This is a genomic window from Streptomyces johnsoniae (assembly GCF_031845565.1).
GTDB classification, from domain to species: Bacteria; Actinomycetota; Actinomycetes; order Streptomycetales; family Streptomycetaceae; genus Streptomyces; species Streptomyces johnsoniae.
This window is the reverse complement of sequence record NZ_JAVREV010000006.1, coordinates 198,900-223,484: the sequence shown is the minus strand read 5'-3', so window position 1 is coordinate 223,484 and position 24,585 is coordinate 198,900. Positions and strand designations below refer to the sequence as shown.

The window sequence follows — 24,585 nt, the reverse complement described above, 5'->3', positions numbered from 1 at the left end:
CGGCTCTGTCACGTAATCGGTGGTAGCGCTGTGTGTGGGTCACTGGAGGAGGATGCGGTGGCGGAGGAGGGCGAATCCGGCTCGACCGTGCATCTGTCTCATGATCCGCCTGGTGCGTGTGTTGACGCCTTCGGTGCGGCCGTTGTGGTGGGGAAGGGTGAGTCCGGCGTCGACGGCGGCGCGGTCGGGTTCGAGGCCGTTCGTGAAGGCGCGCAGGTGGGAAAGGCCGGCGGTTCGGACGGCTGTGCTCCACTCGGTGAGCCTGGTGTCGTTGCCGGCGGCGGGGCTGAGGAGCTTGGCGAACTCCTGGACCAGGTGGACGAGCGTGGTCATCTCCGGGCAGGCGGCGCTGAGCTCTCTCAGTAGCGTGGCGTCCTTTTCACGCAGGTTGCCGGGGCGGGTGAGGAGAAGGCGGGCGAGACGGCGCGGGGTGATCACGGGCCGGTCGCCCCCGGCCCGGCCCGGCCCTGGGTGATGTAGCGGTAGAGGAGGTTGAGGCTGCCGGTGTAGCCCAGTTCCTTGATCTCGCGGAACAGTTGCTTGACGGGGACAGCCGGGTCGCCGGCGCGGCGGGCGCGCAGGTGGTCGCGGTAGGGGTCGACCAGGGTGGGCCGGTAGCACGGGGCTTGGCGCAGGGCCTCGGGCTCGGGGATACGGGCGTAGCGCTTGACGGTATTGAGGGCCAGGTTGAGGCGGCGGGCGCATTCGAGCAGGCCGACGCCCTTGCCGAGCAGGTCGTGGACGGCGTGCCAGCGTTCGCGGGTGGTCTGCTCGTGCGCTCCGCCGGGGCGGGAGGGGTTGACCGTGGCCCAGCAGGAACTGTGGGAACGGACGGTGGCCAGGGTCTTGTCGCAGAGGTTCTTCCAGATGTGCCAGCGGTCGCTGACCTGCGGCGCGTCAGGCAAGGCCCGGCGGGTGGCCTCACCGTAAGACGTGGAGCCATCGCGGCACACGACCTCGACGCCGGGATGCTCGCGCAGCCATCGCTCCAGCGCGTGGGCACCGCGGCCGGGCAGGACGTCGATCCGCTCGCCGGTCTCGGCATCGATGAGGATGGTGGCGTAGCGGTGCCGCCGCTTCAGGGCGAAGTCGTCGACGCCGAGCACCCGCGGCACCCGCAGTCGGGGCAGCGGCAGCCTCGTCAGTATCCGCAGGGCGGTCGAGCGGGAGATCGCCGGGGCGAGGACGCAGGAGAGGCGGGCGCCCGCCCGGCCCGCTGGCTCCTTCACGATAGCCCCAAGTTGGCTGGCCAGCCGGGTCGTACGGCGCTGATAGCGCTCCAGCAGGCCGGGCACTTGCTCACGGAGGGTCTGCCGCGGGCACCCCAGGAGCGGGCAGACCAGCCGCCGCACCCGCACCGACACCTCCACCCGCCGGCCGTCCACCGGTACGTCCGCCACCGTGCGCCCGTGGAAACCATGCACCCTCGCGGTCGGCGTCCCGCACCCCGGACATGGAACCGGCTCCTCCCGAGTCCGCGCCGACAGACGGATCACCTCACCGCCGTCCGTCACGTCCTCAACGACCAGCGCCGACAGCCCGGAAAACACGGCCTCGACAAGGGGGTTGACGTCCTGCATGCGATGTCAACGATCCCAACCACCCCTCGTCACCACCGATTACGTGACAGAGCCGCTCGTTTGACAGACCCGCTCGGCGAGGCGGCGCCCGGGGTCAGGCGCAGGAGTCGTCGGGGACCCGGGTCGTGGCGGCTTCGGCGGGAATGAATACGCCGTCGTTCCCGGCCGGGATATCGGGGACGGTGAACGGCGCGACGCGTACCCGCGTCCCGTCCGCGGCGGGCGCGGGCAGGTCGGGGGCGCGCAGGCAGGCCGGGCCGTAGCGCTCGACGTACTCGGGGGAGCCGACGATCAGCGCGTCGGGCCGGCGCGCGGGCGCGAAGCGGCGCATCGCGGCGTGGGGTCGGAAGGACGCTCCGACCACGCCGTTGACGTCGAGCAGCGTCCTGGTGCCGGGGCCGGTCCCGGTGGCCCCCGGGCTTTCGGCGGTCGCGGCGATGCGATGTACGCGGCCCCGGTACGTACCGCTGTGGAGTCCGCCGATGGCGACCGCTTCTCCGTCCGGGGACACGAGTTGATCCTCGGGCGTCAGCTCCGTGGCCCAGGTCAGGCGCCTGCTCCCGCCGTCGCGTGACGTCAGGAACAGGAACTCCGCCACGGCGGTGATGGATCTTTCCCCATAGCGGATGACGACCGCGGGCCGTTCCTGGGCCGCGTCGGAACTTCCCCTGCTGTAGCCGACCCGCGCCTGGGACCACCGGAGGTCCTGATCCGCCCCCAGAACGCTCTCGCCCTCCGCACAGGACTCGATCGGTCGATACGACCCGTCGCTCCCCGCCACGGGAGTCCCGAAGGCCAGGGCGTAGAGCCCCGTGTGCCCCGCACAGAGGCAGAAGCAGGGCTTACCGTGCTCGTCGAGTGTGAGCAACGGAAGCATCAGCGGCCAGTCCTCCAGTTCGCACGCGTCCTGGACTTCCGGGTCCGCGAGCAGGCACAGCGGCGGTTCGCATCTTTCGACCATGGAATCAGCTTATTGCATCGCTCTTTTTCCGGCGATCCGGAAAGAGCGCCGGGAGTGATCGCGCCGGGCCGGTCGGTGTTACTGCATTCGGGGCATTTTCTCGGAGCAAGGGGCTGATATGGCGCGGCTGCTCCGGCCTATCGAGCCGCCCTGTTTCGGTGGTTGATGCACACTCGGGTTCCATTCGTCGGGAAACCCATGGAGGGAAAGTGGCGAGACAGTGCGATTCCGCCCACTGCGGCGCGGTGGACGCGGAGATCAACGAACTGTGCAAGATGGAGGATTGGCAGGTCAATCACCCCGTGCTGACGCGGGACGCGACCGGGCCTTGCTATTGCTCGTGTTCGTGTCTGGCGTTCGGGACGATGGTGCAGGAGGGCGGGGGTTCGTTCAAGGCGATCGAGACGTTCGTGAGGGGCGACGCGGTGATGGCGGCGGGGACAGCTTTGCGGTGGCGGCCGCGGCCGGTGGTGTTCAGTGGTGGGACGACGGGGGTTTCGCGTCAGAAGTACACGGTGCTGGTGCGGTATGCGGATACCGCGATCGCGGTCACGAGTGATCATCTGTTTCTGCTGGCTGGTGAGGAGCGGGTACTGAAGCGGGCGGACCGGCTGACGACGGAGGATTTCCTGGTGTCTCCGGAGGGGGAGCCGGTGGCGGTGAAGGGGGTGCATATCGGTGACTACCTGGCGGGTTTCCATCATGTCGCCGCGTCGTCGAAGGAGCCGGTGGGGGAGGATCTGGAGGGGCATCTGTTGAATACGAACGGGGTGGTGAGTGCGGACTATCTGGTGCAGCTCACCGCGCATTCCTCGGACGTGGCGGGTTTCCGGGCGGCGGCGAACGAGGCTCTGCCTGTGGTCGGTTCGGCGGAGTACGTGAGCCGTTACGGGCCGGCGAGTTTGCAGGCGCCGGAGCTGCCCGCCGGCTTCACCGACAACTCGCCCATCAAGGTCAGCAGCGCGGACGTCGCCGACGACAGCCTCGGCAACACCTTCATCCCGGCCGAAGCCACCCGGGTCACCATCCCCGAACACGCCTGCAGTTTCCTGCCGCCCGACCTGGCGGAAGCCAAGAAGGCCACCCCGAAGCGGCGGTTCAACGACCCCATGGCGCGGGAGTGGGTCGAAGCACTCATCAAGCATCACCGGGCGTTCTACCCGGCCGTCACCTACCACCTCGACTGGGCGAGCGACGAGGTCAACGCCTATGCCTGGGTCGAGAACGGGGTCCGGCACGTCGACCTCAAGGGCGGTCTGGTGCGGGACGCCACCCTGGAACTCCAGGGCATCGCCGTGGTCCTCGCCCACGAGTTGGCACATCACTACGGCGGCGAGCCGACGGGCTCCAGCGGTCTGTCCTGCGAAGGGCAGGCGGACTACCGCGGCGTCCGCAACATCATGCGGCAAGCCTGGTTCGGTGATTTCTACTTCACGATGGTCGAGCCGGGTATCGCGCAAATGGCGGCTTTCTTCGGCGTACCGAACAGCCCGACCGCGCCCGGCGGTTCGGCGGGCTGCGCCCACCCGCAGGGCGCATGCCGCATCGCGACTTACCACGCCGCGGTGAGCCTCGCCGGCAAACCGGCCTGCGCGTCCTGACCGACGCGAACCCGCCCCGGCACGGCGTCGCCGCGGCCCCCGCCGACCGCGCCGTGCCGGGCGCCACGATCGGGCGACAGCGCTCGTCGGCCGCGCTACTCGACCACTTCTCACCGGCCAAGGAATCCGTTCATGTCAGTACCCCAGACCGAGACACCGGAGCCGGCGCACGCGGCGGACCCGAAGGACATCGCCAGCACGCTGGGCATTCCCCCGGAGCGGGTCACGCCCCGGCTGCTGGCGAACGTCGCGGAGGACCCCCTCTTTCTGCACCACCTCGAACTCTGCCGGGATGACCCGGAGTTGCTGGATGTCCTGCTGGCGTCCGCCGACCGTTCCGCCCGGCCGGTCGTCCGGGACATCGGCACGCCGGAGCTGCTGTCCCGGGCGGGTGCCGCCGTGGCGCGCTGGGCGGCCTCCGGTTTCCGCCGGGTCTCCGAGGAGGTCTACCAATCCAGGACGGCCGCCTGCCGAAGCTGCGTCCACCTGTCCTACCCGCCCAGGAAGGGGATTTATCGGCTTGCCGGATCGGCGCAGGAGAAAAGTGTCTGCGGGCAGTGCGGTTGCGACGTCCGCCGCAAGGCGTGGCTCCCGGCCGAGCGGTGTCCGGACGGCCGATGGGAAGCGGCGGAATGACCGACGAGGCGGTGGAGCAGCCGGTCAGCGTGACGGACAACGGCGTCCGGAGTTTCCTTCCCCCGACCTTTTGTTTCGACCTTCACGACCGTTCCGGCATCCTCGTCGCCACGGTGTCCGGGGTCGCCTGGCCACAGGCCGGTCTTGCCGATTTCGAGGCGGTCGCGCGCCTGACCGTGGAGGGCCTGCGGGCGACGGGTGTCGTCAGCGAGTACGACGCCGGCCCGCAGGCGCGCACGAGCGGGCGGCGCTTCCTGATCCGGGACACCACCACCAACGGAATCTGAGGAGAGGCGGGCATCGGCATGGCGTTGCGGGAATGCGAGCAGGCGCATTGCAGGCTCTACGACGAAGAGATCTATCAGGTGTGCATCGACATCTCGTGGCCGGTGAATCACCCCATCCTCACCCGTGATGCGCACGGCGTCTGTTATTGCTCCTGTTCGTGTCTGGCGTTCGGGACGATGGTGCAGGAGGGCGGGGGTTCGTTCAAGGCGATCGAGACGTTCGTGAGGGGCGACGCGGTGATGGCGGCGGGGACGGCTTTGCGGTGGCGGCCGCGGCCGGTGGTGTTCAGTGGTGGGACGACGGGGGTTTCGCGTCAGAAGTACACGGTGCTGGTGCGGTATGCGGATACCGCGATCGCGGTCACGAGTGATCATCTGTTTCTGCTGGCTGGTGAGGAGCGGGTACTGAAGCGGGCGGACCGGCTGACGACGGAGGATTTCCTGGTGTCTCCGGAGGGGGAGCCGGTGGCGGTGAAGGGGGTGCATATCGGTGACTACCTGGCGGGTTTCCATCATGTCGCCGCGTCGTCGAAGGAGCCGGTGGGGGAGGATCTGGAGGGGCATCTGTTGAATACGAACGGGGTGGTGAGTGCGGACTATCTGGTGCAGCTCACCGCGCATTCCTCGGACGTGGCGGGTTTCCGGGCGGCGGCGAACGAGGCTCTGCCTGTGGTCGGTTCGGCGGAGTACGTGAGCCGTTACGGGCCGGCGAGTTTGCAGGCGCCGGAGCTGCCCGCCGGCTTCACCGACAACTCGCCCATCAAGGTCAGCAGCGCGGACGTCGCCGACGACAGCCTCGGCAACACCTTCATCCCGGCCGAAGCCACCCGGGTCACCGTTCCGCCGAACGCCTGTAGTTGAGTCGGCCCGCACCAGGGCGTTTTCTTCGGATCATCTGATCGTTGGTCTGGGTGTGTCGTTGACTGATGTCCAGTGGGCGCGGATTGAGCCGTTGCTGCCGGACCGAACTCCGAAGCGGGGAGGGCGGTGGCGCGATCATCGGCAGGTGATCGACGCGATCGCGTTCAAGTACCGTACCGGGACGCCGTGGACCTGTCCGAGCGCTTCGGGTCGTGGAAGGGGGCTCACAACCGGCTGCGGAAGTGGGCCGCCGACGGCACGTGGGAAAAGGTCTTCACCGCCCTGCTCGCCCAGGCCGACGCGGAAGGCGACCTCGACTGGGTCGTCGCGGTCGACTCCACCATCGTCCGGGCCCGCCAGCACGCCGCCGGAGCCCATCAAAAGGGGCCCGGCCGGCGAGCCGGACGACCATGCCCTCGGACGCTCCCGCGGCGGGCTGACCAGCGTCGAGCGGTGCATCAACAAGCTCAAGCAATGGCGCGGTCCAGCCACCCGCTACGACAAGACCGCCACCGTCTACCTCGCCGGACTCCACCTCGCCGCCATCTTCATCTGGTCAGCGAGATGATCCGAAGGAAACGCCCTAGTAGTGCTTCGTTAGGTTCTGTGTCTGGTTCTGTTGCGGGGTAGGGGTCGGCCGCAGGTGGTGCAGGTACCGGTCCGGCACTTCAGGACTTGGAGTGTGTCCAGGATCTGGTCGAGGGTCAGGCCAGCGTGGGTGCTTTTGGGTGGAGCCGTCGCAGGGTGAGGAAGGCCTGGGCGGCGGTGACGAGGGTGACGTGGTGGTGCCAGCCGCGCCAGGTGCGGCCTTCGAAGTGGTCCAGGCCCAGGCCGTGTTGGAGTTCGCGGTAGTCGTGCTCGACGCGCCGGCGCGTCTTCGCCCAGCGCACGAGGTCGTCGTTCCAGGTGCCCACGCGGCAGCTGACAGTCCGGAGCCGACGCACGGCATTGCGCGTGGTGGGTGTTCGCAGTACTTTCCCGGCGGCATTGTCGGCCCCGGGGAGGAACCATGCGTCCGTCACACTCTCGTTCGCTCCGCTCGCCGTTACGCGTGGTGGGCGCTTGCCTGGCCGTGCTGCTGCTGCCGTGGGCGCCCGCCGCCGCGGCCGAACCCCGTCCGGCCGCGGCCGAGCCGGTGATGAACGGGGCGGTATTCAACGACCCGGCCGCGGGCCCCTCGTCCGGCACACCGACCGCGGCCCAGCGGGCCGTCTTCGATCAGCTGATCGGCCTGATCCGGGCGACTCCGGCCAACGAACGGATCGAGTTCGCCATGTTCGAGTTCACCGACGGGGCGAGCGGCGTCCCGCGGCAGGTGGTGGACAGCCTGCTCGCCGCGCACGACCGAGGCGTCGACGTACGGATCATCCTGGACAGCACGGACAAGAACGACCCGGTGCACGAGCGGCTGGACAGCGCCCTCGGGCACAGCGACTCCGCCGGTTCCTGGGTCGTGCAGTGCGGCACCGACCGCGGCTGCATCGGGCGGAACTACTCGCACGAGAAATTCGCTCTCTTCTCCCGGGTGGTCCTCGCCAACGGTGCGACCCACCGGGACGTCGTCTTCCAGAGCTCGTCCAACCTGACGGACTGGTACCTCTTCAACTCCTACAACGAAGCCTTCACACTGAGCGACGCCACCGTCTACGACGGCTACCGAAGGCACTTCGCCGATCTGAACGCCGGCCGGAAGCGGGACGTTGCCCCCGACTACTTCTGGACCACCCCGACCGGCTCGACGTACCGGGCGCACTTCTACCCGCGTGCCCAGGGCACGGGCGACCCGATGGTGAACGTCCTGCGGAACGTCGAGTGCTCCTATCGGGATGAGGCGGGCGTCGCCCGGCAGACCGACATCCGGCTGGTCGTCTCCGCCTTCACCCAGCACCGCAGGGCCATCGCCGAGGAGCTGATCCGGCTGCGCGGCGAGAACTGCTGGATCGATGTCGTCTACGCGACGAACGGCATCGAACCGACCGTGCTGAGCACGCTGGACAACACCGCGGCCAACGGCAAAACGCTCCAGCTCACCCCGTGCACCCACGACGTGGCCGCCGGACACGAGGTGCGTCCGCACGCGAAGGTGATGATGACCGACGGCCACTACGACGACGACATCGTCCCGCGGGTCTACACCGGCAGCGCCAACTTCACGCACCTGGAAAACTCCGACGACTCGCAACTGCGCATCATGGGACGAGAGGTCCACGACACCTATCTGTCCTGGTTCTACGATCTGCGAGCCGCCTGCCGCGCCTGACCGCCGAGGAGTGGCACGCCGCGCGCGGGGACGGAACGACCCCGGCCGCCGTACCCGGCGCGGGGCGCGAGAAGTACCCGGCCGCCTGCGTGTGTCCCGCTCGTCGACGCGCTCCGCGCGGGTGAGCGGCCCTCGGCGGAACAGCGCCCTTCTTGTCGGGGGCCGTTCATCGCCGTATGGTCCTTGCGGGAGATCGGACGTCCCACCTCCGGCCGCGTCCCCGAGCGAAGGAGCCCATGAAGCGATGCATTCCTCGACTCCTGCCCTGCGCGTGCTTTTCCTGACGACGACGGCGGCACTCGGCGTGCTCGCCACCACCGCCGGCGCCCTCGCCGCCCCGGGTCCTGGCGCGGACCCCGGGGCCGCCGGATGCACCTCGTCCGTGCCGTATGCCTCGGGCGAGGGCGGCTACGACACCTACCGCATCCCGGCCGTGGTCACCACGGCCGAGGGTGCCCTCCTCGCCTTCGCCGAGGGCCGGGTGGGCGGCGCGGGCGACACCGGCAACATCGACGTGGTGGTGCGCCGTTCGACCGACGGCGGCTGCACCTGGGGGCCGCTGTCCGTCGTCGCGGCGGGCGGCGGCGACACCCGGGGGAACCCGGCGCCCGTCGTCGATCCGGCCACCGGCCGGGTCGTCCTGGTCACCTGCTTCAACGGCGGGCAGGCGACCGAGGCGGAGATCATGCGGGGCGAGGTCGGCCCCGAGGAGAGCCGCCGCGTCTTCGTGCAGACCAGCGACGACGACGGCCGCACGTTCGGCGAGCCGCGCGAGATCACCGACACGGCCAAGCTGCCGCACTGGCGCTGGTACGCGACGGGCCCGGGGCACGCGATCGCGCTCACGCACGGCGCGCACGCGGGCCGTCTCCTCGTCCCCGCCAACCACTCGGCCGCGCCGCCCGAGGGCTCGGCGGACACCGGGCAGGAGGCGAAGTACTACGGGGCGCACGCGCTGTTCAGCGATGACGGCGGACAGACGTGGGAGCTCGGGTACGTGGACGACTCCTACGAGGGCGCCCTCAACGCCAACGAGTCACTGGCCGCCGAGCTGCCGGACGGACGCGTGTACTTCACCTCACGCGACCAGAACGGGACGGCCGCGGGCAACCGGCTGGACTCGTATTCGGGCGATGGCGGCACGACGCTGGAGCGGCCCTGGGCCGTGCAGCCCACGCTGAACGACGTGCCGGTGGTCCAGGCCACCGTGCTCCAGGTGGACGGCGGGTCCGACGCGCCGCTGCTGTTCGCCGGTCCTTCCAACCCGTCGGCCCGCGAGGCGCTCGCCGTGTGGCGCAGCGACGACGCGGGCGGCTCGTTCCGCCGCGTGACGACCCTGTCGGAGCTGCCCGCCGCGTACTCCGACCTGGTGCAGGTCGACCGGGACACGGTGGGGGTGCTGTACGAGACGGGTGCGGACGGGCCGTACGAGACGATCGAGTTCCGCCGCCTGACCGGCCTGACCGGCCTGACCGGCCTGACCGGCCTGACCGGTCCCTGACGCGCCACCCGGCCCCGGGCCCTGACCCCGGCCGCCGGTGGGCGGGCCGGGGTCGGGTGCCTTCAGAGCAGCCCGGCGGCGGCCAGGTACTTGGCGACCCGTTCGACCTCGCCGTCCGACAGCGGGATCTGCGGCTCCGCGGTCGTGGCGTGGTCGATGACGCCGCGCAGCCGCAGGGCCGCCTTGAACGCGCCGATGCCGGAGGAGCCGCGGCCCATCCGGTCGGCCGAGCCCACGTCGACCATGGCGAACAGGTTGCACAGGCGTTCCTGCTCCGTCCTGGCGCGGTCCCAGTCGCCCGCCGCGCAGAGCCGGAAGAGCCGGACGTAGCCGTGCGGGTCGACGTTGCCGAGGCCGGGGACGACGCCGTCGGCGCCCATCAGCAGGGCGGTGTCGACGAGGAGTTCGGAACCGGTGAGGACCGAGAAGCCGGGGATGGCCGCGGTGATCACCTCGCGCAGCGCGGCCTGGTCGCCGCTGGAGTCCTTCAGCCCGGTGAGCACGCCGTCGGCGGCGAGCGAGAGGACGACGTCCGGGTCGAGCTTGGTCTGCACGGCGACCGGCAGGTCGTAGGCGACGACCGGCGCCCCGGTGTGCTCCGCGAGCAGCCGGTAGTGCCGGTCGATCTCGGCCGGATGGGTGCGCGTGTAGAACGGCACGGTGGCGACGACCGCGTCCGCGCCGGCCGCGAGCGCGGTGCGCGCGTGCGCGAGGACGCGCGGCGTGGTGGTGTCGATGGCCCCGGCGAGCACGGGCAGGGAGCCGTCGAGGTGGGCGGTCACGGTCTCGACGACCGTGCGCCGCCTGGTGTCGGTCAGGAACGCGACCTCCGAGGTGGAGCCGAGCACGAACAGGGCGTCGACCCCGGCCCCGGCCAGGTGGTCGACGAGCTTGAGCAGCGAGTGGGTGTCCACCTCGCCCTCGGGGGTCAGGGGGGTGCAGACGGGCGGGATGACGCCGGTGAGGCGTGCGGGCATGCTCATGAACGCTCCCCGGCGCTCGTGGCCTGGACGACGAGGTCGTGGGTGGACTCGGACTCCCCGACGGGGTGATGGCAGCGGAATCGGTGCATGCCGGGAGTTTCCCGGTCACTCGCGGTGAAGTCCGGCATCGACGCGGCGCACGCCTCGTCGGCCTTCCAGCACCGGGTGCGGAACGGGCAGCCGCTCGGCGGGCTGACCGCCGAGGGAACGGGACCCGCCAGCGGTATCGGGTCGATGGGGTCGAGCAGGCCGGGCGTCGCGGAGAAGAGGGCGCGGGTGTACGGGTGTCTGGCGCGGGTGGTGATGTCCCCCGCGGGCGCCTCCTCGACGATCCGGCCGAGGTACATGGTGACGACGCGGTCGCTCATCCGGCGCACGGTCTGGATGTCGTGGGAGACGAAGACCAGCGCGAGGCCGAGCCGTTCCTTGAGGTCGAGGAGCAGGTTGAGGATCTGGGCGCGCACGGAGACGTCCAGCGCGCTGGTGGGCTCGTCGGCGATGACGAGATCGGGTTCGAGGGCCAGCGCGCGGGCGATGGCGACGCGCTGCCGCTGGCCGCCGGACAGCTGTCCGGGCAGGGCGCCGGCCAGCTGCGCGGGCAGCCCGACCAGGGCCATCAGCTCCCGCACACGCTCCTCTCTGGCGGCCGGGGTGCCCCGGCGGTGCACGTCGAGGGGGTCGCGCAGCACGCGGCGCACGGACAGGCGGCGGTTGAGTGCCGTCGACGGGTCCTGGAAGATCATCCCGATGCCGGTGCCGATGGTCTCGCGGCGCTCGGCGGGCCGCATGGCCCACAGGTCGCGGCCGCGGAAGGCGACGGTGCCGCGGGTGGGGCGTTCCACGCCCACCAGGACCCGGGCGAGCGTGGACTTGCCGCAGCCGGACTCCCCGACCACGCCGAGGGTTTCGCCGGGCGCGACGGTCAGGTCGGCGCCGGTGAGCGCGTACACCCGGTCCGGGCGGAACAGGCCGCCGGTGCGGGCCGAGTAGACCATGTGCGCGTCCGTGACGGTCATGAGGGTCACCGTGCGGCCTCGCTCTCCGTGCTTCCGGTGGGTCCTTGGCTGTCCGGCCCGTCTGCCGCACCCGCCCCGCCTGCCGTGCCCGCCGCGTCCCCGGTGGCCGGGTGGTGGCAGGACACGAGGTGCTGCCGTCCTGGCGCCGGAACGCTGGGCACGGCGGTGGCGCAGACCTCGCTCGCCAGCGGGCAGCGGTCGGCGAACCGGCAGCCGGGCGGGAAGTCCGCGGGGGACGGGACGACGCCGCGGATCTGCGTCATGCGCTCGGCCGCGGACTCGAGCGAGAGCACCGAGCCGAGCAGCCCGCGCGTGTAGTGGTGCGCGGGCGCCCCGACGAGGTCGGCGGTGATGCCCGACTCGACGAGCTGGCCGCCGTACATGACGACGATGCGGTCGGTGACGTCCGCGACGAGCGCGAGGTCGTGCGAGACGAGGATCAGCGCGAAGCCCAGCTCCGCCCGCAGCCGCAGCAGGAGTTCGATGATCTGCGCCTGAACGGTCACATCCAGGGCGGTCGTCGGCTCGTCGGCCACGATCAGCCTGGGGTCGCGCGAGAGCGCCATCGCGATCAGCACGCGCTGCCGCTGGCCGCCGGAGATCTCGTGCGGGTAGCTGCGCAGGGTGCGCTCGGGGTCGAGTCCGACCAGGCGCAGCAGCTCGGCCGGGCTGCGCCGGCCGCCGCGGCGGACGAGCTGCTTCAGCTGGCTGCGGATGGTCATGGCCGGGTTGAGGGAGGACAGGGCGTCCTGGTAGACCATCGCCATCTCGTGGCCGAGCAGCGGCCGCCGCGCGCGGGCGGGCAGGCCGAGCAGCTCGCGGCCCCGAAACGTGACGCTGCCGGAGACGCGGGCGCCGCGCGGCTGGAGGCCCATGAGGGTGAGTGCGGTCAGCGACTTGCCGCAGCCGGACTCGCCGACGAGGCCCAGGACTTCGCCGGGGCGGATGTCGAAGCCGATGCCGTCCACGACGTCCTTGCCGCCGTGCTGCCCGTCGAAGCCGATGGCCAGGTCGCGGACGGACAGCACCGGTTCGCCGTCGGCCGGCGGCCTGGCCCTGGCGCGCAGTCTGCGGCCCGCCTCCGTGAGCCCGGGCAGCGGCAGCACGCCTCCGCCGCCGGCCGCCGCGTTCTCGGCGGCGTCGGCGTCGGCCTCGGCCGCGGGCCGTTCCGCCGCGGGCCGTTCCGCCGTCGCCTGCGGCGGGACGGCCGGGCCGACGCCGGGCGTCAGTTCGGGCTCGGCGCCCGGCGCGGGGGTGCGGCGCGGGCCGCGGGCGCGGGGCGCGGCCCAGGCGTCGGAGACGCCCTCGGACAGGACGTTGAGCGCCAGGACGGTCAGCAGCATCAGCAGGCCGGGGAAGACCGTGGCCCACCAGCCGCCCAGGAGCACCATGTTCTTGCCGTCGGCGATGACGCTGCCCCACGACGGCTCCGGCGGCCGGACGCCCGCGCCGATGAACGACAGCGACGCCTCGAAGACGATCGCGTCGGCGACCATCACCGTGCAGAACACCAGGATCGGCGCGGCGCAGTTGACGGCGACGTGCCGGATCAGGATGTGCGGGGTGCGGGCGCCGATGACGCGTTCCGCGGTGACGTAGTCCTCGCCGTACTGGTCCATCACGTTCGCGCGGACCACGCGCGCGATGGGCGGGGTGTAGAGGAAGGCGATGGCGCAGATCAGCACGGGAATCCCGCCGCCGAACACGGAGATCAGCACGGCGGCGAGCGCCACGCCGGGGAAGGCCATGACGATGTCGAGCGTGCGCATCAGCGTCTCGTCGACCGCCTTGCGCGAGGTCGCGGCCACCGCGCCGAGCAGCGCGCCGGCCGCGAGCGCGAGCAGCGTCGCCCCGAGCCCGATGGCCAGCGACCAGCGGGCGCCGTGCATCAGGCGGCTGAGGATGTCACGGCCGAGGCTGTCCTGCCCCATCCAGTGCTCGCCCGAGGGCCCTTCGGCCGTACCGGCCTGGGCGTACGGGTCGTGCGGTGCGATCAGCGGCGCGAACAGCGCGGCCAGGACGACGACGGCGAGGACCGCGAGCGCGGCCCTGGACAGCACGGGCAGGCGGGTGAACCACTTCACGCTGCGCTCCTCAGCCGCGGGTTGACCAGGAGATAGAGGATGTCGATGACGAGGTTGATGACGACGAAGCCGGCCGCCGTGGTGAGGACGACGCCTTGGACGACGGCGGGATCGCCGTTGCGCACGGCGTCGATCATGAGCTTCCCCATGCCCGGCAGGCCGAAGATCGTTTCGATGACAACCGCGCCCCCGAGCAGGTAGCCGACGCGCAGCCCGAGCACGGTGAGCGGGTTGACGAGCGCGTTGCGCAGCACGTTCCTGCCGACCACCACGACCGGCGGCAGGCCGCTGCCGACCGCGGTGCGCACGTAGTCCCGGTCGAGTTCCTCGACGACCGCGGTGCGCACGATGCGCGTCAGCTGGGCCGCGACCGGCAGCGAGAGCGCGAGGGCGGGCAGGGTCATGGTCTCCAGCCAGCCGGTGAACGAGTCGTTCGGGTTGATGTAGCCCCCGGTGGGGAACCAGCCCAGCTCGACCGCCCCGTACTGGATCATCAGCAGCGCCAGCCAGAAGCTGGGGGCGGCGACGCCGGTGAGGGAGACGACGCGGATGATCTGGTCGGGCAGCCGGTCGCGGTAGATGGCCGCGGTCACCCCGAGGATCAGCGACAGGACGACGCCGACGCCGAGGCCGAGGAACGTCAGCTGCATGGTGAGCGGCAGCGCCGTGCTCACCTGGTCGATGACGGGGGCGCGGGTGAGCACGCTGATGCCCATGTCGCCGGTGATCAGGTCACCGACGAAGTCGGCGTAGCGGACGGCCAGCGGGTCGAGCAGGCCGTTCTCCTCGCGGAACTGGTGGAGTTGCTCCGCCGTCGGGTTGGCGCCCTGGTAGTAGGCGGACGCCGGGTCCATGTCGGCGAACCGCATGACGATGAAGACGAACAGCACGATGCCGAGCATCAGCGGAACGAGGAGGAGGACGCGCCGCAGCAGCATCCTGGCGATGATCATCACGACGACGCTGCCCTTGCCTGGAGCACGTTGACGCCCGGATAGGCCAGCGCGCGCACGCCGACGACGCGGTCCGGGTCCCAGGCCGTGAGCAGCTCGTTGTGCACGACGGGGTAGAGGACGGCCTGTTCGGCGATGACGTCGAGGTACTGGTGGGTCAGCGCCAGCTTGCGCTGCGGGTCCGGCTCGCGGCTGGCGCGGTCCATCAGCTCGAACAGGGCCTGCGCGTCCTCGCTGTCCTGCCAGCGCGCGTAGGACATCCACAGGCCGTCGGCCGTGTAGTTGTAGCGCATGATCAGGTCGGCGTCGAGGCCGAACTGGTTCGGGTTGGAGACGGCGGCGACGACCTGGTAGTCCTGGTTCTGGTCCATCTTGGTGAACAGGGCGGAGGTCTCCTGCGGCTCCAGGGTGGTCGAGACGCCGATGGCGTCCCAGGACGCCTTGATGGTGGGCAGACAGTCCACGAACCAACTGACGTTGACCGACATCAGGTTGACGTCGAGCCCGGACACCCCGGCTTCCGCCAGCAGCGCGCGGGCGCGTTCCGGGTCGTAGGCGTAGACGGTGGCGGCGGGGGCGTGCGACGGGTTGTCCTCGTTGAGGAACGAGGTGGGCGCTCGGCCGTACCCCTTCAGTCCGACCTCGATCAGCTGCTCGGTGTCGATCGCGTAGAGCAGGGCCTGGCGCACGCGGATGTCGTCGAACGGCGGATTGGCCGTGTTGAACATCAGGAACGCGTGGTTCATGCCGGCGCCGCCCTGTACTTCCAGACCGTCGCCGCGCAGCTGCTCGACGTTGGCGTACGGGATGTTCTCGGCGATCTGGGCGTCGGCGCTGTCCCCGGAGACCATCGCTACGCGGGGGGCGGCATCGACGATCGTCAGCCAGTTCATGCGCGCGAACATGGGCGGGCGGGGTCCGTTGTAGCCGTCGTACGCCTCGAAGGTCGAATTGGACTTGGGCTGGTGGGAGGTCAGCGTGTACGGCCCGGAGCCGACGGCGAGCCCGCCGGTGGCCTCGTCCCAGGCGCCCTCGCGGCCGAAGACGTGCCGCGGCATGATCTTGGCGATGCCGAGCCGGGCGGCGGCGTCGGGGAAGGGGTAGTGGAAGTCCAGCTCGACGGACAGGTCGCCGGTCTTGCGCACCTCGCGCAGCCAGGTGACGAAGAACGAGCGGGCCAGCGGGCGCACTTCGGGGTCGAGTATCCGGTCGAAGGTGAAGACGACGTCGTCCGCGGTCACCGGCTCGCCGTCGTGCCAGGTCGCGCCGCCGCGGAGGGTGAACTCCCAGGTGGTGGCGTTCCGGTCGGCGGGCAGCGCCAGGGCGAGCGACGGGTAGGGCTCGCGCGTGACGGGGTCGGTGTCCAGCAGGCCCTCGTAGATGTGCTGGATGGCGGCCATCGAGAACGCGGACGCGGTCTGCGTCGGGTCCCAGCTCTGGTCGTTCCCGTAGCCGATGACCACGGTCAGGTCGCCAAGTCCCGTGCCGCCGCCACCGCCGCCGCCCGTCCCGATCGTGGAGGGCGGCCCCGTGCAGGCGCCGAGGCTCGCGGTGACGGCTCCCGCCGCGCCGAGTGCGCCGGTCAGCTTGAGGAAGGCCCTGCGGTCGAACCTGTTGTTCACGGCGCCTCCAGCGCGTAAAGAGAGGAGGTCCTACGTTCTACGTCCTAGGTGAACGTAGGAGTGCGCCGCAAGAGAGGTCAAGACCTGTGCGAACACTGGACGCCGACCGGACATCCCATGTCCTATCTCCGATGGCAGAATGTGAACTCAAGGTCAAGAGTCGGTGGTCATGTTCGAACGTGAGACCGCACCGGGGAGAAAGAGGCAGCCATGGCAGCCCGCCGCATGATGTCCGAGGAGGTGCAGGGCCAGATCAAGAAGCTGATCCTGAGCCGCCGCCTGGCGCCGGGAGACCCCCTGCCCACGGAGAGCGAGATGATGAGCCTGTTCGGCGTCAGCCGGAACTCCGTCAGGGAAGCGCTCAAGGCCCTCCAGGCGGTCAGCATCGTCGACATCAGGCACGGATTCGGCACGTACGTCGGCTCGCTCAGCCTGGACTCGTTCGTCGAGGGCATGGTCTTCCGCGCCGCGGTGCGCCACCGCAGGGGCGAGGCCAGCCTGGACGAACTGCTGGAAGTCCGCGAGGCGCTGGAGGCCGGCCTGATCGGCAGCGTCGCGGGCAAACTCCCGCCGGACGACCTGGCCGCGCTGCGGGACCTGGTCCGCACGATGGAACGGGAGGCCGCCGCCGGCCGCGTCACCGCGGCCACCGACCGGGCGTTCCACCTGGCCCTCTACCGCTCCCTCGGCAACCACCTGCTGAGCGAGGTGCTCGACGCGTTCTGGGCCGCGTTCCACCGGGTGCGGGAGGAGCTGAAGGAGGACGCCCAGGACCCCCGCGTCATCTGCTCCCGCCACCAGGACATCGTCGCGGCCCTGGAATCCACCGACGGCCCCCGCGCCACGGCCGCGATGCACCACCACTTCGCGGGCATCCGCCAGGTCCTGTCGGACAGCGCGCGCACCTCCGCGCCGGACCCCACCTGAGCGGGCAGCCGGCCCGGGCGCCCCGCATGGCAGCATCGTCCGCATGCCAGGATTCATGACACCCGACCAGCTCGCCGCCCGCACGGCACGGGCTCTCGACGCGGCCGTCGCCGCCGGCCGCGCCCTCGGACTCGCGGTGACCGAAGCGGCCGTGCTCCACGACGTGTTCTCCGTCGTGGTGCATCTCGCTCCGTCGCCCGTGGTGGTCCGGGTGCCCGCCGTCCTGCCGCCGTCCACCGACCCCGACGCGCAGGCGGCGCAGCAGCAGAGGGAACTCGACCTGGTGAGCCGGCTCGCGGAACAGGGCGTTCCGGTGGTCCCGCCGAGTCCGCTCGTCCCGCGGGAGCCGGTGCGGCGCGACGGTTTCTCGATGACGTTCTGGCAGTTCGTCGAGGAGGACAGGAGTGCCGAGCCCGACTACGTGCACAACTCCGGGCTGGTGGCCGGCCTGCACGCCGCGCTGCGCACGTACCCGGGTGAGCTGCCGTTCCTGTCGGCGGACGAGCCGCGGTTCACCACGGAGAGCCTTGCCGCGCTCCGCGCGCGTCCCGACCTCATCGAGCCGACCGATCTCGACCGGGCGCGACGGGAGTGGGAGATCCTCGAACCGGTGGTCCGCTCGCGCGCGGCGTTCGAGGCGGCGTTCCCCGGCGTCGGGCTCCAGCCGATCCACGGAGACGCCCCGGCGGTCAACGTGCTCGCCACAGCGAACGGCGAGCTGTACTCCGACTTCGAGCTGGTCGCGCTCGGACCCGTCGAGTGGGACCTGGCGGGCCTGTGGCCCGAGTGCGAGGCCGCGTACGACTCCGCCGCGCGGCGCCACGGCCTGCGCGGGCTGGACGAGCGCGCCCTGCGCTTCGTCAACGCCGTGGGCATGTCCAGAACGGTGGCCTGCCTCGCGCTCGCGCCGCAGTTGCCGATGCTCGTGGAGGCGGTGAAACCGTCGATCGAACGCTGGCGGACCATGCCGTTCGCCGGCGGCCTGGACCTGGACCCGGGCGGGGCCTACGGAGGAGGCAGGAAGCCATCGGTGACGAAGGAGGAGATGTAGCGGGCGAACAGCGCGTCGTCGATCGGGGGGCAGGTCACCTCGCTCCCCCGCAGGGCGCGGCGGGTCGATGAGGAGTCGAAGAGGAGGGAGGGGAGCGGGGGTTCCTCGCCGGGCCGTGCGCCTCGCGCGGGGAGGAGGCCGAGCAGCGGGAAGGCCGCGTTTTCCGGCTGCTGTTCCAGGTGGCGGTGCCACTGTTCCAGCGGGACCTCGCCGATGCGGTGGCCGAGGGCCCGCAGCCGGCTCACGATCTCGGTGAACGGCAGCCGGCGTTCACTGGACAGGTGGAAGATGCCGCCGGTGTTCGACGGGTCGGCGGCGAGCGCGCCGATGGCGGCGCTGACGTAGTCCACGGGGACGAGGTCGAAGTCCCCGGCGTAGTCGCGGGGCGCGAGACCGGCCTGGAGGCAGCCCTTGACCAGCAGCCAGAGGAAGTCGGAGGTCTGGCAGACCCCGGTGCCGGTATGACCGCTGATCCGGGTCGGCCGGTACACCGTCACCGGGAGGCCCCGTTTGCCGGCCTCGGCCACGAGCGCTTCGGCCACCCACTTGGTTCTGGCGTAGCCGTGCCGCAGCAGCGCGCCGTCGCCGAGCGGATGGTCGGGGAGGACGCGTCCGGCGGGGTGGCGGCCGTGGGCGGGGAAGACGCCGACGGTGGAGACGTGGTGGACCGGCACCGCCCGGTGGGCGGCGGCCAGTCTGAGTATCTCCGCGGTGCCGTCGACGTTGGCCGCCTTCAACCGGGCGTACGGATACGTCAGGTTGACCTCGGCGCCGGTGTGGAACACCGCGTCGACGCGGCGCGCCAACCGGTCGAAGGCCCGCTGCCCGAGGCCGAGCCGCCCGCGTGCCAGATCGCCCGGCACGGCCTCGATCCGGCCCGCGTGGGCGGGGTTCCACAGGTGGTAACGCATGAGGGTGTGCCGCAGCCGCTGGAACGCGGCCGCCGGGTCGGGCGCGCGAACGAGGCAGTGCACCGTCGCGGGCGTGCGCTCCAGGAGGTCGTGGAGCAGGAACGCGCCCAGGAATCCGGTGGCCCCGGTCAGCAGGACGTGGCCTGGCGGACCGGGCGCGGCGGCCGGTCCGGGCGCGGGCACGATGCCGGGATCGAGCGCGGTCTCCTCGCCGAGGTCGGGCACTTCGTCGTGCGCCTCGTCGTGCGCCTCGGGAGCCTGGCCGCGTTCGCCGAGCGTGCGGGCCAGCGCGGAAAGCGTCCGCGCCGCGAGGATGTCGGAGGGGTGGGCGGGCAGCCCCAGCTCCGCACGGACCCGGACGGCCAGCCGCACGGCGAGCAGGGAGTCGCCGCCGTAGGAGAAGAACGTCCGGTCCGGCTCGACCGCTTCGACGCGCAGGACCTCAGCCCAGAGCGCGGCCAGCTCCCGTTCGAGCGTCCCGGCGGGGAGGCGCCCGCCGCCAGATCCACCGCCGGGTCCGCCGCCGACCGCGGGCCGCGGCGTCCGCGCGGTCGGCGCGTAACGCCGGTGAACGGCCGCCCGGTCCGTCTTGCCGCTGTGGGTCCGCGGGAAGCCGGGGACCCGGGTGGCGACGGACGGCACCAGGTAGGCGGGCAGCTTCCCGGCCAGCGCCTGACGCACCTGCCCCGGCGCGGGCCGGTCGGGCTCGGCCGCGGTGTAGTAGGCCACGAGCCGCCGTTCCGTGGCGTGGCCACCCTCTGCGACGACGACGGCGTCGGTGATCCCGGGGACCGTCTTCAGCGCGGCCTCGACCTCGCCCGGTTCGACACGGTAGCCGCGGACCTTGGTCTGGTCGTCGCCGCGGCCGAGGAACCTGAGGCTGCCGTCCGGCAGGAACGCCCCCAGGTCGCCGGTGCGGTAGAGCAGTCCGCCGCCCGGCCCGAACGGATCGGTGACGAAACGCCGGTCGTTCGCGTCGCCTTCCGACCGGTAGCCCAGGGCCACGCTGTCGCCCGCGACGCAGATCTCGCCGACCGCACCGACCGGCCGCGGGCGCAGCCGCCCGTCCAGGACGTACACCCGGCTGCCGGGAACGGGCCGCCCGATCGGCGGCCGGTCAGGCCAGGAAACGGGCGGACCTGTGAGCCGGTGCCTGGTGACCACGTGGGTCTCCGACGGGCCGTACTGGTTTTCCAGCCGCGCCAGGGGACAGGTGGTGAACAACTCCCTGATGGCCGGCGTGACGTGCAGCTCCTCCCCCGCGGTGATCACCTCGCGCAGGCTCGCCGGGCGGCGCCCGGCGCTCACCGCGTACTCGGCGATCACCTGGAGGGCCACGTAGGGCAGGAAGATCCGGTCGACCGCGTGGTGCTCGACGAGGTCGAGCAGCCGGTGCGGGTCACTCCGCACGTGGTCGTCCACGAGGACGAGGGCGCCGCCGACGGCCCAGGTGCAGAACATCTCCTGGAACGCGACATCGAACCCGAGCGGCGCGAACTGCGCGGTGGGCGGGCCCGCTTCCGCGGACGGCTCGCCGCACTGCCAGTCGACGAGCGCCGCGAGCGACCGGTGGGGCATGACCACGCCCTTCGGCCGCCCGGTCGACCCCGAGGTGTACACGAGGTAGGCGGGATCGTCCCGGCCCACCGCCGGCAGCGGCGGACGCGGCGCGCCGCCGGGAGCGGGCGCGGGCACGTCCTCGACGCAGAGCGTCTCCACCCCGGGCAGACCACCGCCGGCCCGCCGGGTCAGCACGGCGGCCGGTTCGCTGTCGCGCAGGAGGAAGGAGAGGCGGTCCGCCGGCAGGGCGGGGTCGAGCGGGACGCATGCCCCGCCGGCGTACAGCACGCCGAGTACGGCCACCAGGGCGTCGACCGACCGGTCGAGCATGATGCCGATGCGCTGCCGGGCGAGCCCGCGCGCGGTGAGCACCCCGGCCAGGGCCGCGGCGGAGGCCGTCAGTTCCCCATAGGTCATCCGGTGCTCGCCGTGGACGACGGCGATGGCGTCCGGCCGCGACCTGGCGACTCTGTCGACGCGTTCATGGGCGGCCGGTGGCCCGTCCCCCGCCGCCGCGGCGGCCGGGCCACGGCTCAGCGTCTCCTCGACGAACGTCCGCTCGTCCTCGGACATGACCCGCAAGTCGTCCAGGCACAGGTCCTCGTCGGACGTGGCGTCGGTCAGCAGGGCGACGAAGCGTTCGCCGATGCGCCGCGCGGTCGCGGGATCGAGGATCTCGGTCGCGTACTCCAGCAGCCCCAGATACCCGCCGTCCCGCGGCACCAGGTTGAGGAACACGTCGAACTTGGCGGTGCCGCCGTGGCAGTACAGCCGCTCGGCGGTCGCGCCGGGCAGGTCAAGTCCTGGCGCGTCGGCGTCGTCGACGGTCACCACGACCTGGAAGAGCGGGAACCGGGCCGGGGTCCGTTCCGGGACCAGCTCGCGCACCAGCCTGCTGTGCGGTACGCGGGTGTGTGCCATGGCGCCCCGCACCGCGCTCCGCGTATCGGCCACCAGTTCACGGAACGTCTGCCCCCGGCGGGTGCGCTGACGCAGGGGCATCACATCGGACAGGCAGGCGATCAGCGGTTCCAGTTCCAGCGTGTCGCGCCGGGTGACGGGCGTGCCCAGCACGACGTCCTCCTGGCCGCCGAGCCTGACGAGCAACGCGGTCAGCGCCGCCGTGAGCAGCACGAAGGGCGTCGTGCGCAGCTCGCGGCAGCTCCGCCGCAGCGCGGCACCCAGCTCCGGGCCGATCACGAACTCGTGTTGTCCGCCGCCATGTTCCGGCGCCGCCGGCCGCGGACGGTCCAGCGGAAAGGCCGACTCCTCCGGAGCCCCCGCGAGCGTCCGCCGCCAGTACTCCATGGCGCCGTCCGCGGCCTCGTCCGCGGCCTCGTCCACCGCGCCGTCCGCCGCCGCACGCTGGGCCCTGGCGTACGAGCCGAACGACATGGGCAGTTCGGGCAGCGCGGGCGCACGGCTGTCGAGGGCCATCCGGTACAGCCGGCTGAACTCCTGGTCGAACAGCCGCAGGGACCATCCGTCGATGGCCGCATGGTGCACCCCCACCGCGAGCACGGCGTCCCGCGGGGCCACGCGCAGCAGCGTGGCCCTCAGCAGGGGCGGCCGGTCCAGGGGCAGCGGACCTGAGACGGCGGCGTAAAGCGCCTCGGCCAGCCCCTCCTCGGGGACGGACCGGACCGCGAGCGGCACCGGGGCCTGCGGCGCCACGACCTGGACCGCCCGGCCGCCTTCCATGACGAGCGCGGTGCGCAGCGGTTCGTGGCGGGCGACGAGGGCGGTCAGCGCCGTCTCGACGGCCGCGGCGTCGAGGTCGCCCCGGATGCGGTGGACCCAGGACTCGCGGTAAAGACTCGGCCCCGACCTGAGCTGGTCGTTGAGCCAGATCGACTCCTGCTCGAAGGACATGGGAAAGGTGGTGGCGGGACGCTCGGTCACAGGTCGCCCTCCGGGTGGTCGGGACGTCTCAGCGAGTTGGTGAGGGCAACGCGGTCCAGCTTCCCGCTCGCGGTGAGCGGGAGGCGTTCCCGGCTGTACACGCGTTCGGGCACCAGGTGACGCGGCAGCGCCGCGGCGAGCGTGCGGCGCAGCGTCCTCGCGTCCAGGCGGTCCGAGCCGTCGGCGTCCTTCTCCTGGGTGTAGAAGAGGGCGAGCCCTTCGTGGCTCTCGTCCTCCCCCGGCACCGGGACCACCGCGCACTCGCGCACCCCGGACACGTCGCGCGCGGCGGCCTCCACCTCCTCCGGCTCCACGCGGTGCCCTCTGATCTTCACCTGCCGGTCGCCGCGCCCCAGGAAGTGCAGGACGCCGTCGCCGTCCAGGAAGCCCAGATCGCCCGTGCGGTACACGCGCGTCGGGACGCCGCCGAGGGGCAGCACGGGGAACCGCTCGGCGGTGAGCCGGGGATCGCCGAGGTAGCCGACGGCGAGTCCCTCGCCCGAGACGCAGATCTCGCCGGTGGTGCCCGGGGCGGCCGCCTCCCGGCCGTCCGTCAGGAGGTGAACGCGCCGTCCCGGCACCGGAACCCCGATCGGGATACCGGTGGTCGTCGCGCAGTCCGCCGGCCGCACCCGGCGGGCGGTGGCGAAGACGCAGGTCTCCACGGGCCCGTAGCCGTTGGTCAGCGCGGTGGCGGAATGGCGTTCGAGGAACGCCCCGACCCTGGGCACCGACAGCCGTTCCGCGCCGGTGAGCACCTGGCTGAGCCCCTGGAAGCAACCGGGGTCCTCGTCGAGGAAGAGGTGGAACAGCGAGGCCGTGAGCCAGACCGTGTCCACCCCGTGCTCGTCGGCGAGGCCGCGCAGAGTGCCGGGCAGCAGGTACGCGCCGTCCGGGAGCACGCAGGTCCCGCCGTTCAGCAGCGGCCCCCAGGTCTCCAGCGTGAACCCGTCCCACGTCGGTGGCGCGGCCTGGATCATCGTCGGGCGGGACGCGAAGGGGGCGAAGCCCCCGCAGAACAGACTGGTGGTGGCCCGGTGTCCGGACACCACGGCCTTCGGGCGGCCGGTGGTTCCCGAGGTGAAGAAGACGGTGGCGGGGCTCGATCCGTCCACCGGCCGTCCCGGCCGCCGGGTGGCCCGCTCGGCCAGGCGCCCGAACTCCCCCTCCGGCGGCGGCGACCACACCGCGCCCGCCCAGTCGCCCAGTGCTCCCAGTGCTCCCAGTGCTCCCGGCGCGTCCGCCGCGTCCGCGGCTCCCGGCGCCACGGCCACCCGGGGTCGCAGCAGCCCGAGCAGGGCCCGCAACCGCGGGAGGGGCCATCCGGGGTCCAGAACCGCGTAGGCCGCGCCGGACTTGAGCACCCCCAGGAGGACCGCCACGAGAGCGGGTGAACGGGGCATCACCACCGGCACGAAGCCGCCGGGCCCCGCCCCCCGTTCCTCAAGGGCCGTGGCGCAGGCGCTGGCCGCCGCGTCCAGCTCGGCGTAGGTGACGCGTACGCTGCCGCGGACGAGCGCGACGGCGTCGGGCGTTCGCGCGGCGTGGTACTCGACGGCCGTGTGAATGAGCGGGGAACCGGCCGCGCCGGTGCTCACCGGTCTGTCCTGGCCGCGGAGACGAGCGCGATGAAAGCCGCGAGGTCGTCGCAGCCGAGCAGGTCCTCCGGACCGACCTCGACTCCCGCTTCCCGGCCGACGCGCAGGCATATCCGTATGGCTTCGAGCGACGTGCCGCCGATGTCGTAGAAGCTGTCCGTCGGACGGAGCGGCCCGCGGCCTGTCACCTCGTCCACGATCGACAGCACCAGTGCGTCGGTGTGCTGCGGATCGTTGCCGGACAGGTGCGATGCTGGCATCGTCGTTCCCTTCTGGGCTCTTGGAACATGA

Annotated in this window: 17 protein-coding genes and 4 pseudogenes; 10 read left to right on the top strand and 11 right to left on the bottom strand. The window is 71.8% G+C overall.

Annotated features, from left to right (window positions below):
• Positions 1-39 precede the first annotated feature (39 nt).
• Positions 40-1,580 (bottom strand): annotated as a pseudogene (locus RM779_RS13110) (ISL3 family transposase).
• 94 nt (positions 1,581-1,674) lie between these two features.
• The gene (locus RM779_RS13105) at positions 1,675-2,541 is read right to left on the bottom strand and encodes a hypothetical protein (protein WP_311617868.1); all 867 of its coding nucleotides are present in this window, start codon (positions 2,539-2,541) and stop codon (positions 1,675-1,677) included.
• Positions 2,542-2,786: 245 nt separating this feature from the next.
• Between RM779_RS13105 and RM779_RS13100 the strand changes: the two genes are divergently transcribed.
• The 6 genes and pseudogenes from RM779_RS13100 to RM779_RS13080 all read left to right on the top strand — a co-directional run.
• Positions 2,787-4,142: a hypothetical protein gene (locus RM779_RS13100; protein WP_311617867.1), complete on the top strand. Its 1,356-nt coding sequence runs from the start codon at positions 2,787-2,789 to the stop codon at positions 4,140-4,142.
• A 132-nt stretch (positions 4,143-4,274) separates the two neighbouring features.
• The gene (locus RM779_RS13095) at positions 4,275-4,778 is read left to right on the top strand and encodes a hypothetical protein (RefSeq protein ID WP_311617866.1); all 504 of its coding nucleotides are present in this window, start codon (positions 4,275-4,277) and stop codon (positions 4,776-4,778) included.
• Positions 4,775-5,065: an SAM domain-containing protein gene (locus tag RM779_RS13090; RefSeq protein WP_311617865.1), complete on the top strand. Its 291-nt coding sequence runs from the start codon at positions 4,775-4,777 to the stop codon at positions 5,063-5,065. Before RM779_RS13095 ends, RM779_RS13090 begins: the two co-directional genes overlap by 4 nt.
• An 18-nt stretch (positions 5,066-5,083) precedes the next feature.
• Positions 5,084-5,926 (top strand): Hint domain-containing protein, encoded by an 843-nt coding sequence (locus tag RM779_RS13085; RefSeq protein WP_311617864.1) that lies wholly within the window; start codon positions 5,084-5,086, stop codon positions 5,924-5,926.
• Between the two features lie 52 nt (positions 5,927-5,978).
• Positions 5,979-6,116: pseudogene (locus tag RM779_RS33690) on the top strand (transposase); the annotation flags it as partial.
• Positions 6,117-6,368: 252 nt separating this feature from the next.
• Positions 6,369-6,494, top strand: a pseudogene (locus RM779_RS13080) (IS5/IS1182 family transposase); the annotation flags it as partial.
• Between the two features lie 136 nt (positions 6,495-6,630).
• On the opposite strand, the pseudogene RM779_RS13075 reads toward RM779_RS13080, so the two are convergent.
• Positions 6,631-6,822 (bottom strand): annotated as a pseudogene (locus RM779_RS13075) (IS701 family transposase); the annotation flags it as partial.
• A gap of 155 nt (positions 6,823-6,977) precedes the next feature.
• On the opposite strand from RM779_RS13075, the gene RM779_RS13070 reads away from it, so the two are divergent.
• On the top strand, positions 6,978-8,186 hold the full coding sequence (locus tag RM779_RS13070) for a phospholipase D-like domain-containing protein (RefSeq protein ID WP_311617863.1): 1,209 nt from the start codon (positions 6,978-6,980) through the stop codon (positions 8,184-8,186).
• A 244-nt stretch (positions 8,187-8,430) separates the two neighbouring features.
• Entirely contained in the window at positions 8,431-9,687 is a 1,257-nt protein-coding gene (locus tag RM779_RS13065; protein WP_311617862.1) for a sialidase family protein, read from the top strand.
• 62 nt (positions 9,688-9,749) lie between these two features.
• Here the strand turns inward: RM779_RS13065 and RM779_RS13060 are convergent, their stop codons facing one another.
• Genes RM779_RS13060 through RM779_RS13040 form a run of 5 tightly spaced genes read right to left on the bottom strand, consistent with a single transcriptional unit; the run spans position 9,750 to position 16,345 of the window.
• Positions 9,750-10,670, bottom strand: coding sequence for a dihydrodipicolinate synthase family protein (locus RM779_RS13060; protein ID WP_311617861.1), 921 nt, complete (start codon positions 10,668-10,670; stop codon positions 9,750-9,752).
• Positions 10,667-11,686: an ABC transporter ATP-binding protein gene (locus tag RM779_RS13055; RefSeq protein WP_311617860.1), complete on the bottom strand. Its 1,020-nt coding sequence runs from the start codon at positions 11,684-11,686 to the stop codon at positions 10,667-10,669. Before RM779_RS13055 ends, RM779_RS13060 begins: the two co-directional genes overlap by 4 nt.
• Before the next feature lie 5 nt (positions 11,687-11,691).
• Positions 11,692-13,770 (bottom strand): dipeptide/oligopeptide/nickel ABC transporter permease/ATP-binding protein, encoded by a 2,079-nt coding sequence (locus tag RM779_RS13050; RefSeq protein ID WP_311617859.1) that lies wholly within the window; start codon positions 13,768-13,770, stop codon positions 11,692-11,694.
• A complete protein-coding gene (locus RM779_RS13045; RefSeq protein WP_394813286.1) occupies positions 13,767-14,723 on the bottom strand; it encodes an ABC transporter permease in 957 nt (318 codons plus the stop codon). The genes RM779_RS13050 and RM779_RS13045 overlap by 4 nt, the downstream gene beginning before the upstream one ends.
• A complete protein-coding gene (locus RM779_RS13040) occupies positions 14,723-16,345 on the bottom strand; it encodes an ABC transporter substrate-binding protein (protein WP_311617857.1) in 1,623 nt (540 codons plus the stop codon). Before RM779_RS13040 ends, RM779_RS13045 begins: the two co-directional genes overlap by 1 nt.
• Positions 16,346-16,573: 228 nt before the next feature.
• Here RM779_RS13040 and RM779_RS13035 point away from each other — a divergent pair, with 228 nt between their 5' ends.
• On the top strand, positions 16,574-17,272 hold the full coding sequence (locus tag RM779_RS13035; protein ID WP_311618011.1) for a FadR/GntR family transcriptional regulator: 699 nt from the start codon (positions 16,574-16,576) through the stop codon (positions 17,270-17,272).
• 43 nt (positions 17,273-17,315) lie between these two features.
• Positions 17,316-18,323 (top strand): phosphotransferase family protein, encoded by a 1,008-nt coding sequence (locus RM779_RS13030; RefSeq protein WP_311617856.1) that lies wholly within the window; start codon positions 17,316-17,318, stop codon positions 18,321-18,323.
• Here RM779_RS13030 and RM779_RS13025 read toward each other — a convergent pair.
• Genes RM779_RS13025 through RM779_RS13015 form a run of 3 tightly spaced genes read right to left on the bottom strand, consistent with a single transcriptional unit; the run spans position 18,278 to position 24,554 of the window.
• Positions 18,278-22,696, bottom strand: coding sequence for a non-ribosomal peptide synthetase (locus tag RM779_RS13025; protein WP_311617855.1), 4,419 nt, complete (start codon positions 22,694-22,696; stop codon positions 18,278-18,280). The two genes, RM779_RS13030 and RM779_RS13025, sit on opposite strands and share 46 nt — an antisense overlap.
• Positions 22,693-24,294: an amino acid adenylation domain-containing protein gene (locus RM779_RS13020; protein WP_311617854.1), complete on the bottom strand. Its 1,602-nt coding sequence runs from the start codon at positions 24,292-24,294 to the stop codon at positions 22,693-22,695. The genes RM779_RS13025 and RM779_RS13020 overlap by 4 nt, the downstream gene beginning before the upstream one ends.
• Positions 24,291-24,554, bottom strand: coding sequence for an acyl carrier protein (locus RM779_RS13015; protein ID WP_311617853.1), 264 nt, complete (start codon positions 24,552-24,554; stop codon positions 24,291-24,293). The genes RM779_RS13020 and RM779_RS13015 overlap by 4 nt, the downstream gene beginning before the upstream one ends.
• Positions 24,555-24,585: the final 31 nt, after the last annotated feature.